Genomic DNA, 12,063 nt, shown 5'->3' on the forward strand with positions numbered 1-12,063 from the left:
CATGCCCATCGTCCACGCGTTCGACTGGCCCGACCGCGTCGTGGTCGGCACCGTCGGCTCGCCCGGCGCCCGCTCCTTCTACCTGCAGGCCCGCACGGGTCCCCGCGTCGTCAGCGTCGGACTCGAGAAGCAGCAGTCGGCCCTGCTCGCCGAGAAGATCGACGAGATCCTCGATCAGCTGATGACCGCGGAGGGCAACCCCGCGAGCGTCCCCTCCGGCACGCCCGCGGAGCTCGTCGACAACGAGCCGCTCGACCAGCCGGTCGAGCCCGAGTTCCGCGTCGGCGGTCTCAGCCTCGGCTGGGATCCGACGACCGCCCAGATCGTCATCGAGGCGTACCCGCTGACCGAAGCCGAGGAGTCGGCCGAGGACGCGGAGCCCGAGGAGATGGTCGTGCTTCGGATCCCCGTCGGCACCGCCCGCGCGTTCGCCAAGCGCACCCTCGAGGTGGTGGGTGCGGGGCGTCCGCTGTGCCCGCGCTGCGGAGATCCGATGGACCCCGACGGGCACGACTGCCCGCTGGCATGAGCGAGGACGCGGAGCCGAGCGGCGAGGAGCTCACGACCGGCGCGCTCGAGCTCACCGGCCGGATCACCACCGCCTCCAACGCCACGTTCCTCGCGCGGATCGGCGACACGTCCGTCGTCTACAAGCCGGTGTCCGGCGAGAAGCCGCTCTGGGACTTCCCCGACGGCGATCTCGCGGGGCGCGAGGCGGCGGCGTACCTCGCCTCCGAGGCCCTGGGCTGGAACGTGGTGCCGCGGACGTGGCTCCGCGACGGGCCGCTGGGCCCCGGCATGGTGCAGCTCTGGCAGGACATCGACCCCGAGCAGGACGCGGTGGACCTCGTGCCGTCGGCGGAGGTCGCCGAGGGCTGGCGGCACGTGCTCGACGGCAGCGACGAGGAGGACCGCGACGTCTCGCTCGTGCACGAGGACTCGGCGGCGCTGCGGCGGATGGCGGTCTTCGACGTGGTCGTCAACAACGCCGACCGCAAGGGCGGGCACGTGCTCGCCATGCCCGACGGCCACCGCTACGGCGTCGACCACGGCCTGACGTTCCACGTCGAGCACAAGCTGCGGACGGTGCTCTGGGGCTGGATCGGCGAGCCGCTGACGGCCGACGAGATCGACGCGCTGGGGCGGCTCCGGAGCGCGATCGACGGGCCGCTCGGCGCGGCGCTGTCGGAGCTGCTGCTGAACGAGGAGATCGAGGTGCTGGGGCGCCGCTGCGACCGGCTGCGCTCGTCGGGCCGCTTCCCGGCACCGCGGGGCGGGATGCCCGCGGTGCCGTGGCCGCTGTTCTGACGCGGACGGCGACGCCGGCCTAGAAGGCCCAGCCGCGGCCGAACATCTCGTCGCCGGTGGGACGCCCGCCGTCGGAGCGGTCGCGCGAGCCGAGGTACGAGCTCACGACCGCCGCGCCGAGGTCGTCGGCCTCGGGGTTCACGACCGTGCCGCCGGCCCGCCTGGCGAGCGAGTCGAGGAACCGCGCGAGGCCCGGGTCCTCGCCCAGGCGGAAGAACGTGGTGTGCGCGCCGAGCCGCACGGAGGCGTCGAGCTCGCGCACCGAGACGGCGATCGTGACCGGGTCGGGCGGGTAGTCGAAGAAGACGTCGCCGGCGGGCTCGAGGTGCGCGGTCGGCTCGCCGTCGGTGACGATCAGCAGCACCGGGCTGCGCCCCCGGGTGCTTGCGGAAGTGCCGGTTGGCCAGCAGCAGGGCGTGGTGCAGGTTCGTGCCCTTGTCCCACTCGGCGTCGAGGCCGACGAGCTGCTCGATGCCCATCACCTCGGCCTGGCGGCCGAAGGCGATCAGCTGCAGCTCGTCGCCGCGGAACCGGCTCGTGATGAGCGTGTGCAGGGCGAGGGCGGTGCGCTTCATCGGGACCCAGCGGCCGTCCATCGCCATCGAGAAGGAGGTGTCGACGAGCAGGGCGACGCAGGCCTGCGTGCGCGCCTCCGTCTCCTGCACCTCGACGTCGCCGATCTCGATGCGCACTCCGGAGGCGGTGGACCGGCCCTCGCCGGCGGTGCGGGTGAGGGCGTTGGTGATCGTGCGCGGGAGGTCCCAGGCCTCGGTGTCGCCGAACTCCCACGCGCGCGTCGCTCCGGATCGCTCGCCCGCGGCACCCGCCCGGCGCACGTCGCGCGCGCCCTGACGACCCGACATCGTCTCGGCGATGTCGCGCAGGAGGGACTTGCCGAGCTGGCGCATCGCCTTGGGGCTGAGGGCGAGCGAGCCGTCGGAGCCGCGGCGCAGGGTGCCGGAGTCGCGCAGCGCCCGCTCGAGCTGCTTCAGCGTCTGCGCGTCGACCGCCGCGTCGTCGCCGATCCGCTTCGCGAGCAGATCGAGGTCGAGGTCGTCGAGCTGCGAGCCGTTCTGCGACTGCGCGAGCTGCTCGGCGAGCGCGTCGAGGTCGGCGAGCTCCTGGAACACGCCGGTGCCGTCGCCGAGGCCGAGCCCCTGCTCGCCGTCCATCCGCTCGGAGCCGCCCCAGTCCTCGCCGGGTCGCAGGCCCCGCAGGGTCTCGTCGAGCTTCCCGAGCGACTGCATCAGCTCGGGGGTGCCGAAGGCCTGCTGCGCGAGGGCGTCGAGCTCGTCGCGCTGCTCCTGGGTCATCGAGTTGCGCATCCGCTGCGCCGCGGCCGCCCGGGCGGCGAGGGCGTCGATCAGCTCGTCGACGGTCTCGGGGTTCTCGGGGAAGTACTCGCCGTGCTGCGCCAGGAACGCGTCGAACTGCTCCGGGGTGTCCTCGCCGCGGGCGTGCGACTCGAGCAGGTCGTTGAGGTCGCGGAGCATGGCGTCGATCGCGGCGCGGTCCTCGTCGCTCGCGTTCTCGAGGGCCTGCTTCATGCCCGCGAAGCGCTGCTCGAGCATCTCGGCGCCGAGGAGCTGCTTGATCCGCTCGAAGTCGGCGCGCGCCTCGGGGCTCCGCCAGGAGTAGTCGGCGAGCTCGGACACGGCGGCCGCGGCCGACGGCGGCAGGCTGTCGAGCTGGATCTCGGCGAGCGCGCGGTCGCCGTCGTCCATCTGCGTGTCACGGGCCAGCTGCTTGCGCTCGGCGAGGACCGCCCGGTCGAGCAGTTCGCGGACCTCGCGGAGCGTGCCGTCGAGGTTGTGCTTCTGCGCGAGGTCGCGGCGGCGCTCGGCCACGCGGCGACCGAGATCGTCGAGGCCGAAGGCGTCGCGGCCGCCGCGGCGGAGGAACTCGCGCAGGGCCCGCTCGGGCGAGGTGCCGGCCATCACGTCCTGGCCGATCGCCTCGAGGGCCTCGGCGAGGTCGACGGGCGGAGCGAGCGGGTCCGGGCCGCCCCGGTACTCGGAGTAGCGCGCGTCGCGGTGCAGGCGGCGGTTGGTCCGGCGCCCCGGCTCAGCCATACACGGCCTCGCCGCCGCCGGTCTCCTTGCTCAGCCGGCGCGAGAGGTAGAGGCCCTCGAGCGCGAGCTCGACGGCTCCGGCGCGCTGGCCCTCGTTCGTCGCGCCCAGGCGCTCGGCGAGGTCCTCGTAGACGGTGGCCTCGCCCAGGATCGGCAGTCCGGCGAGGAACTCGCGCGCGGTCACCTGCTCGCCGGTCGTGATCATGGCGCCGTCCTCGACGGCGGTGACGAGCGGGCCGAGATCGATGCCGCGCAGGTGCGCGCGCACCGTCTCGGCGGTGGCCTGGCGCAGGAGGTGCTCGAGGATCTCCTCCTCGCGCCCCTCCTCCCCCGACTCGAACTCGATCTTGCCGCCGAGCACGTCCACCGCGGTCTCGAGGTCGATGGGGCGCGCGACGGCCTCGGCCTCGCCCCGGCGGGTGGCGCGGTGCAGCGCTGCCGCGGCGATGGTCTCGGCGCCGGCGATGGCGAAGCGGGCGCTCACTCCGCTGCGCTGGTCGACGGAGCTCGACTCGCGCAGGGCCCGGGTGAAGCGGGCGAGGATCTCGATGAGCGCGTCGGGCACGGTCGCGACGAGGTCCGCCTCCTGACGGATCACGGCGATCTCGTCGTCGAGCTCGGTCGGGTAGTGCGTGCGGATCTCGGCGCCGAAGCGGTCCTTCAGCGGAGTGATGATGCGGCCGCGATTCGTGTAGTCCTCGGGGTTCGCGCTGGCGACGACGAGCACGTCGAGCGGCAGACGGAGGACGTAGCCGCGGATCTGGATGTCGCGCTCCTCCATCACGTTGAGCATCGCGACCTGGATGCGCTCGGCGAGGTCCGGCAGCTCGTTGATCGCGACGATGCCGCGGTGGCTGCGCGGGATGAGACCGAAGTGGATGGTCTCGGGATCGCCGAGGCTGCGCCCCTCGGCCACCTTCATGGGGTCCACGTCGCCGATGAGGTCGGCGACGCTGGTGTCGGGGGTGGCGAGCTTCTCGACGTAGCGCTCCTCGCGCGAGCGCCAGGCGACGGGCAGCTCGTCGCCGAGCTCCTCGGCGCGGCGGATGCTCACCGTGGTGATCGGCTCGTAGGGGTGCTCGCCGAGCTCGGAGCCGGCGATGACCGGCGACCACTCGTCGAGGAGGCCGTTGAGGGTGCGCAGGAGCCGGGTCTTGCCCTGGCCGCGCTCGCCCAGCAGCACGATGTCGTGGCCGGCGATCACCGCGCGCTCGACCTGCGGGATCACCGTGTCGGCGAATCCGTGCAGCCCGGGCCACGGGTCGCGGCCCTCGCGCAGGGCGTCGAGCAGGTTGTCGCGGATCTCGGTGCGGAGGCTCTTCTGCACGTGCCCGGAGGCGCGGAGCTGGCCGAGGGTCTGGATCGTCGGACGCATCACTCCGGCAACGCTACGCCCGGGTGCGGCCGCGTGGCGGAGGTCTGCGGAAGTCGGCAGGGAGCTCGCGGGGGACGCGCGTCCGGGGCGGTCGGCTCCTAGGCTCGGGGGCATGCGGACCCTCCCTGTGCGCCGGATCGAGCTGCACCGCGCCGCTCCCCCGCCCGCCGACTCGTGGCCGTTCACGATCCCCGCGGTGCGCCAGGTGCTCGACGACGGGCTCGACCTCGGCGCGATGACCGTCCTGGTGGGCGACAACGGCGCGGGCAAGTCGACGCTGGTCGAGGCGCTGGCGATCGCCTACGGGCTGAACGCCGAGGGCGGGACGATCAGCGCCCGGCACGCGACGCGGCCCTCGGAGTCGGTGCTCGGCGAGCACCTGCAGGTCGTGCGATCCGGCGGCGCCTCGAAGAAGGGCTTCTTCCTCCGGGCCGAGACGATGCACGGGCTCTTCACCTACCTGGAGGACCTGGGCGGAGAGAGCGTCTCGTACCACGACCGCTCGCACGGTGAGTCGTTCCTGGACGTCGTGCTGACCCGCTCGCGGATCAGTGGCTTGTGGATCTTCGACGAGCCGGAGTCGGCCCTGTCGTTCTCGGGCTGCCTCGCGCTGCTCGGGCTCTTCCGCGACCTGCTCGCGAACGGGTCACAGATCGTGCTCTCGACCCACTCGCCGATCCTCGCGGCGGCCACCGGGGCCGACCTCTACGAGATCGGCGAGTGGGGGCTGCGGAGGTGCGACTACGACGACCTCGATCTCGTGCGGAACTGGCGGGCGTTCCTCGAGGCTCCGGGGCGGTACACGCGGTTCCTGGACTGAGCCGGGGAGCACCGCTCAGTCCTGGTCGAGGATCCAGTCGGCGATCTCGTCGGGCAGCCGCGGGCTCTGCCGCACCCAGGCGACATGGGGGTCGCGCAGGGGCCGCCCCTGGATGGGATGACGGCGGCGCGTGATCCGAGCACGCGGGACGGCCGCGCAGAGATGGTCGACGGCGCGGCGCGAGGTCAGGCGGTCGCCGTCGATGTCGAACACGAGGAGCGGGCGCTCGAGTCGGGTCAGGCTCTCGTCGTAGTCCTCGGCCGCGCCCGGTGCCGCGAAGCGCCCGGTGCGGCTCTGGCGGGCGCAGTCGATCATCAGGCGGGTCGACTGCCGGTGGGCGAAGCCGAGCCTGTCGCCGGGGAAGTACCCGACCGCGTGCGAGAGGAGGACGAACAGCTGCGGCACGATCCTGTTGCGCGGTGCCCGCCAGCCGTTCTGCGCCCGGTGCCACGAGGACCCGGAGCCGACGAGCACGACACCGGCGAAACCGGCACCCTCGGGAGCACCCGTCGCGCTCGTCCGGGAGTCGGCGATGAGACCGAGCTGCCCCCCGAGGCTGTGGCCGAGCAGCCAGATCCGCTCGGCGCCCAGTTCGCGGCGCAGGTACGCGACCGACTCGGGGATGTCGCGCTCGACGATCTCGACGTAGCCGTGCGTCGTGGTGCGACTCGCCGAGGGGGTCGCCTCGCCTTCGCCGCGCAGATCGGTCAGCACCACGGTGAAGCCGCGGGCGGAGAAGGAGTCGGCGAGCGCGCGGTAGTAGCCCGAGCGGATCCCCATGGCCGGGAGGACGTACACGTGCTGGCCGGTGTCGGGGCCTCTCGGCGGCACGACGGTCAGCACGATCCGCGTGCCGTCGCTGATCCGGACGGTGTGCGCGACGGCTGGATCGACCGCTCCCGCCGGGTCGACGACGGGTGCGTCGGACGGGGGGAAGGAGTCGGTGGGGAGCATGGGATCCGTTCGAGGACGAGGACGGGGAGTCCGGGGCGGGGTCGGGCGCGGGGTCGCGGGCGGGCACCGGCGAGGGCGACGGGATCACTGTCCCGGGTCCGGTCCCGGCACCGCTGCCCCCACTTCATGCCGAACGCTGCCCGCCGGAAGCCGGGACGCGCGGCGAGGCCGACTCGGTCCCGCGGCTCAGACGACGCCCGTGAAGGCCGTGCGGCGGCCGACGAGCGTCAGGAGCAGCGCGGCGACTCCGAGGACCGCCATCAGGAGCGGGAGAACCGAGCCCTCGAAGGAGCCGAGCAGCACGGCGCCGACGATCCCCGCTGCGAAGATCGCGAGGTTGAAGGCGACCGGGAGGAACGCGTTAGCGACGTCGGAGTCGGCTCCGCCCGCCTTCGTGAGCGCCGCCTGCAGCTGGGCGGACGCGCCGCCGAAGCCGATGCCCCAGAGCACGGCGCCGACGACGATCGCCGCGGTCGAGTCGCCGGCGAGCAGGAGGATCACGGCGGCGACGACGAAGACGGCGACGCTGCCGTGCAGCAGCGGGCGCGAGAAGCGGTCGATCAGCACCGCGGTGAGCGCGACTCCGACCACCGACGCGATGCCGTAGACGAGCAGGGTCACGTCGGCGCCGAGGCCCGATCCGGTTCCGCGGAGATACGGGGCGACGTAGGTGTAGATCGTGTTGTGGGCGAGCATCCAGACGGCGATCACGGCGAGGACGATCGCGATGCCCGGCTTCGCGATCACCCGGGCGAGGGGCAGTCGCGAGGACGCCTGCTGACCCGGCGCGTCGGGGACGACCAGCACGATCAGCACGAGGACGACGACGGCGAGCAGCGAGAGGCCACCGAAGGACCAGCGCCAGTCGAGCACGGTGCCGAGCCACGCTCCCAGCGGAGTGCCCAGGGCGAAGCCGAGCGGGGCGCCGGTCGACACGATCGCCAGGGAGAGGCCGCCGCGGCTCTCGGGGCTGATCCGGCGCCCGTAGGCGGCGAGCATCCCCCAGATCACGCCGGTGAAGGCGCCGGCGACGAATCGGGACGCCAGCGAGAGGGCGACGTCGCCCGACAGCGCGGTGACGGTGTTGGCGAGCACGAGACCGACGATCGCGGCGAGGATCAGCGGCTTCCTCCGGAACCCGCGGGTGAGGCTGATGGCGGGCACGGTGACGACGACGGTGCCGAGCGCCTAGACGCTGATGAACTGGCCGACGACGCCCTCGCTGGTGCGCATGCCCTCGGCGATCACGGGCAGCAGGCCGGCGGGCATCGTCTCGGCGGCGACTAGGAGGAAGCCCATCGCGGCGAGGATCGCCAGGGCGGCCCAGGGCATGCGCTCGGAGCGCGGATCGGGCGTGCGGGAACCGGTCGGGGCGGTGGCGGTCGGGGCGGTGGCGGTCATGGCGTCCTCTCGAGGGCAGCACGGAGAAGCCCCGCGCGGGGGCGTCCAGGGGGAACGGGCGTCAGGAGGGGGAACGGGTGTCAGGAGGCGGTCGCGCGGGCGCGCTCGACGACGCCGTCCGTCGCGGCCCAGCTGGCCAGCAGTCGCAGGCCCTCGTCGGACGGGCTGCCGGGGACGGCGGGGTAGACCGTGAGCGAGTGGCCGGGGTCCTCGACGAGCTCGACGGCCTGGAAGGTGAGCTCGAGGAGCCCGACGACGGGATGCCGGAACTGCTTGCGGCCGGCGTAGTGGCGGCGGACGTCGTGCGCGGCCCAGAGGGCGCGGAACTCCTCGCTCCGCATCGAGAGCTCGCCGACGAGCTCGGCGAGCTGCTTGTCGTGCGGGCTGCGTCCGGCGTCGCGACGGAGGATCGCGACGTTCACGTGCGCCGCGCGCTCCCAGTCGGGGTAGAAGTCGTGGGCGCGGGGATCGAGGAAGATGAAGCGCGAGTGGTTCGCGGGTCGCTGCGGTCCGCGGTACATCTCGGAGTAGAGGGCGTAGCCGAGCGGGTTGGCGGCCAGCATGTCCATCCGGTTGTTCGTGATGAACGCGGGAGCGCCGGTGACGGCGTCGAGCAGGTACTGCAGCTCGGGGCGGACGGTCGCGGCGACGGGGACGGCGCGGACGCGACGGGAGGCCGGAGCGGCGGCGCGGGCGAGGTCGTGGAGGTGATCGCGCTCGGCGCGGTCGAGGACGAGCGCGCGGGAGATCGCGTCGAGGACGCTGTCGGAGACGCCCTCGAGGTTCCCGCGCTCGAGGCGGGTGTAGTAGTCGACGCTCACGCCGGCCAGGCGCGCGACCTCCTCGCGGCGCAGTCCGGGGACGCGCCGCCGCCCGCCGATCGGATCCACGCCGGCCTCCTCTGGGCTGAGGCGCCCGCGGCGGGAGGCGAGGAACTCGCGGATCTCGGCTCGGTTGTCCATGCCGGGAACGCTACGGGGGCGAGCCGCAGGGGTGGGAGGGTCTGCTGGAACCCGTCTCGGTGGAGCCCTGGCTCGGGCGACGGGACGCGCCGTTGACTGAGGCCGTCCTCCTCCGGGACCCGCGCCGAGCACGGGAGCGCTCCGGAGGACCGCCGAGTGAAGGAGAACCATGCGCGCCACCCTGATGTACGGATCCGGCGACGTCCGCGTCGTCGAGGTCCCCGACCCCGAGATCCAGGAGCCGACCGACGCGATCCTCCGGGTCACGCACGCCTGCGTCTGCGGCTCCGATCTGCACCCGTACCACGACCTCGAGAGCACTCCCGAGGGACGGCGCATGGGCCACGAGGCCATCGGCGTCGTCGAGCAGATCGGCTCCGACGTCGCCGTGCTGCAGGTCGGCGACACGGTCGTCGTGCCCTTCGCCTGGTCCGACGGCACCTGCGCGTTCTGCCGCGACGGCATCACCACCTCGTGCGTGCACGGAGGGTTCTTCGACGGCGCGGCCTCCGCGACCCAGGCCGAGAAGCTGCGGGTGCCCTTCGCCGACGCGACCGCCGTGGTGATCCCCGAGGGCACCGACGAGGCGCTCATGCCCTCGCTCCTGGCCCTCTCGGACGTCTACCTCACCGGTCACCACGCCGCCGTGCGCGGCGGGGTCCGCCCGGGGCTGACGGTGACGGTCATCGGAGACGGCGCCGTCGGGCTCTCGGCCGTCCTCGCATCGCAGCGCCTCGGCGCCGAGACGATCATCCTGATGGGCCGTCACACCGCCCGCACCGATCTCGGCCGCACGTTCGGAGCGACGCACGTCGTGGCCGCGCGCGGTGAGGAGGGCGTGGCGGAGGTGCTGGCGATCACGGGCGGCGAGGGCTCGCACGTGGTCCTCGAGGCCGTCGGACACCTGCCCGCCTACGAGCAGGCGTACGGCGTGGTCCGCCCCGGCGGCACGATCTCGAGGGTCGGAGTGCCGCAGTACGAGGACGCCCCGGTCGGCTTCGCCTCGCTCTTCGGCAAGAACGCGACGCTCACGGGAGGGCCGGCGACGGTGCGCGCCTACCTCGAGGCCGCGCTCCCCCAGGTGCTCGACGGCTCGATCGAGCCCGGTCTGGTGTTCGATCGGGAACTGCCGCTGTCGGACATCGCCGAGGCGTACCGGCTGATGGACTCGCGCGAGGCGCTGAAGGTGCTGATCCGACCGTGATCCGGAGGTGATCAATCGGTGATCCGACGGGCGGGGCTGGAGCGCTGGGAGGACGACTCGCCGAGCACTTGCCGAAGCGGTCGCGGCGGAGTAGGTTCCTTGATGATCAAGCTAGATCGCACGACTCGACGTCCTCCCCCTCGTCTGCTCCCGCTCCCTCAGCGCATCCGAAGCGCCTGCTGAAGCGAGACGACCGGCCCGAAACCGGTGGGATGATCTCGCGCACTCGCCCCCTCCTCGATCCGTCCACCCTGGAATCGGCCGGATCCTCCTACCCGAAAAGAGATGCAGCCATGCCCGAGAACGCTGCCACCGAGACCCTGACCATCCTGCGCGACCTCCTCGGCGCTCTCCGAGACGCCCGGCGCCCTGAACCCGGCGTTCGCCGCGCACCTGGGCACGCAGGTGCGCACCGCCCTCGGCGAGGCCGGCCACGCGGTGATGATCGCGCGGGCCGCCTGAGCCCGAGCATTCCCTCGGGGCGCTGAGAACGCGGTCCGAGCCCCCTCCCGGTGGGGGGGTCCGTCAGAACGGGGGCGGGTCGTCGAAGCGGGGACCCCTCTCGCTTCCGACCGTCCGACGTGGTGCGACGAGCGCCGGCGCGCGCGTACTGACCCGACGGCCGGTGGGAGTGGTCCAGTCGGCGGTGCCGTCGGGATGCAGAACGTAGGTCCAGCGGTCGCCGTGTCGGACGTGGTGATGGCTCGTGCAGAGCGACGCCAGGTTGTCGAGTGCGGTCTCGCCTCCGTGGCGCCACTCGATCGTGTGGTCGGCCTCGGCGGTCATGGCGGAGCGGGTGCACCCGGGGAACCGGCAGGTCCGATCCCGCAGCTGGAGCGCCAGCCTCATCCGAGGCGGAGGCACGCGGTGGGTGCGACCGACCGAGACGACCCCTCCCGTCTCCGGATCGGTCAGGACGCGCGTCAGGGAGGCTCCCTCGACGATCAGCTCACGGGCGAGCCCGGCGGGCACGAGGCCGTAGCCGTCGAGCACCGCCGGGGCGTCGTCGCGCCCGGCAGCGGTGCTCGCGGCGAGCGTCAGTCGGACCTCCGCACGCAACCCGGGCACGAACGTCGGAGCGCGAGCGTCGCCGCCGATCCTGACAGCGCGGTCGATGCCGTCGCCATCCCCGGCGGGCGCCGAGCGGGGTTCTGACCGGGGCGCGGTGCCGGTGATCTCACCGTCGCACAGCAGATCGGCGCAGGCGTCGGCGCGGAGCTGCGCGAGCGTCCGCCCGTCGCCGGAGCCGGGGCCCTCCCCCTCGGCGGCGCCGTCGCGGAGGGAGCGGGCGATGCGGTCGAGGCGGTGGTACGCGCCGAGTGCGGCGGTCGCCGGGAGCAGAGCGCAGAGGGTGGCCATGCCGTCGATCTCGGGGCTGACCCAGACGGCGCGATCCTCGCGCGCGCGGGAGTGGCGCTGGGCGAGCGGCTGCTCGTGCAGCTCGTCCCGCAGTCGGGCCGTGATGCGCCTCAGCTGCGTCGGAGTCGACGACGAGGCCGCCTCGGCCGCCCGCTCGTCGAACACCGCTCGGGACTCGGCGGGCAGGGTGCTCGCCGTCGCGCAGATCACCTCGCCCGACTCCCAGAGGATGCGGGCCTCTGCCAGCGCGGCGCGGGTGCACGGGAGATGCTCGACGAGCAGCTGCGCGTGCTCGAGCATTCGGGTCGCGGCCCGCTCGGAGACGCCGAGGGCGACCGCCATCTCGGCGCGGAGCGACCGCTCCACGAGGTCGCCCGCCTCGCTGCGGGAGAGGCCTCCCCCGCGCGCGAACGACTCCGGCACCGCGAGCGCCGCGCGGTGGGCGGCGTGCAGCGCCGCGGCCCTCGCGAGGAGGATCGGGGCCGTGGAGCGGGCGAGGCGTGCGGCGAGATCGGAGAGGGCGCGGACCGTGTCGGGCGCGACCTCCTCGGTGGGCGAGGGGGAAGGTGATGTCATGCGAGCAGTACAGCGGAAACCACTGACATTCG

9 protein-coding genes and 2 pseudogenes are annotated in these 12,063 nt (G+C 73.4%); 4 read left to right on the plus strand and 7 right to left on the minus strand.

The features are described from left to right. The first annotated feature begins 1 nt into the window (after position 1). On the plus strand, positions 2 to 529 hold the full coding sequence (locus AC0CID_RS10670; RefSeq protein ID WP_207406657.1) for a DUF3090 domain-containing protein: 528 nt from the start codon (positions 2 to 4) through the stop codon (positions 527 to 529). Continuing rightward, positions 526 to 1,308, plus strand: coding sequence for an SCO1664 family protein (locus tag AC0CID_RS10675; protein ID WP_465226783.1), 783 nt, complete (start codon positions 526 to 528; stop codon positions 1,306 to 1,308). Before AC0CID_RS10670 ends, AC0CID_RS10675 begins: the two co-directional genes overlap by 4 nt. A gap of 19 nt (positions 1,309 to 1,327) precedes the next feature. Here the strand turns inward: AC0CID_RS10675 and AC0CID_RS10680 are convergent. Together AC0CID_RS10680 and AC0CID_RS10685 are read right to left on the minus strand one after the other, a co-directional pair. Then, positions 1,328 to 3,380, minus strand: a pseudogene (locus AC0CID_RS10680) (vWA domain-containing protein). Then, entirely contained in the window at positions 3,373 to 4,755 is a 1,383-nt protein-coding gene (locus AC0CID_RS10685) for a magnesium chelatase (protein WP_465228084.1), read from the minus strand. The pseudogene AC0CID_RS10680 and the gene AC0CID_RS10685 overlap by 8 nt, the downstream one beginning before the upstream one ends. A 112-nt stretch (positions 4,756 to 4,867) precedes the next feature. On the opposite strand from AC0CID_RS10685, the gene AC0CID_RS10690 reads away from it, so the two are divergent. Then, positions 4,868 to 5,575: an AAA family ATPase gene (locus AC0CID_RS10690; protein WP_465226784.1), complete on the plus strand. Its 708-nt coding sequence runs from the start codon at positions 4,868 to 4,870 to the stop codon at positions 5,573 to 5,575. Positions 5,576 to 5,590: 15 nt separating this feature from the next. On the opposite strand, the gene AC0CID_RS10695 is transcribed toward AC0CID_RS10690, so the two are convergent. The 4 genes and pseudogenes from AC0CID_RS10695 to AC0CID_RS10710 all read right to left on the minus strand — a co-directional run bounded on the left by AC0CID_RS10695 (position 5,591) and on the right by AC0CID_RS10710 (position 8,892). Beyond that, entirely contained in the window at positions 5,591 to 6,529 is a 939-nt protein-coding gene (locus AC0CID_RS10695) for an alpha/beta hydrolase family protein (RefSeq protein ID WP_465226785.1), read from the minus strand. A gap of 186 nt (positions 6,530 to 6,715) precedes the next feature. Beyond that, positions 6,716 to 7,702 (minus strand): annotated as a pseudogene (locus AC0CID_RS10700) (MFS transporter); the annotation flags it as partial. A gap of 15 nt (positions 7,703 to 7,717) precedes the next feature. After that, complete coding sequence (locus tag AC0CID_RS10705; RefSeq protein ID WP_465226786.1) at positions 7,718 to 7,930, minus strand: hypothetical protein; 213 nt, start codon at positions 7,928 to 7,930, stop codon at positions 7,718 to 7,720. A gap of 80 nt (positions 7,931 to 8,010) precedes the next feature. Then, positions 8,011 to 8,892 (minus strand): helix-turn-helix transcriptional regulator, encoded by an 882-nt coding sequence (locus AC0CID_RS10710; RefSeq protein WP_465226788.1) that lies wholly within the window; start codon positions 8,890 to 8,892, stop codon positions 8,011 to 8,013. 169 nt (positions 8,893 to 9,061) lie between these two features. On the opposite strand from AC0CID_RS10710, the gene AC0CID_RS10715 reads away from it, so the two are divergent. Next, positions 9,062 to 10,096, plus strand: a complete 1,035-nt coding sequence (locus AC0CID_RS10715) for a zinc-binding dehydrogenase (RefSeq protein ID WP_207408053.1) — start codon at positions 9,062 to 9,064, stop codon at positions 10,094 to 10,096. 525 nt (positions 10,097 to 10,621) lie between these two features. Here the strand turns inward: AC0CID_RS10715 and AC0CID_RS10720 are convergent. Then, positions 10,622 to 12,031 carry an HNH endonuclease signature motif containing protein gene (locus AC0CID_RS10720; RefSeq protein WP_465226789.1) on the minus strand — a complete coding sequence of 470 codons (1,410 nt, stop codon included), beginning with the start codon at positions 12,029 to 12,031 and terminating at the stop codon, positions 10,622 to 10,624. Between the last annotated feature and the right edge of the window lie 32 nt (positions 12,032 to 12,063).

The organism is Rathayibacter sp. AC451, assembly GCF_979253095.1.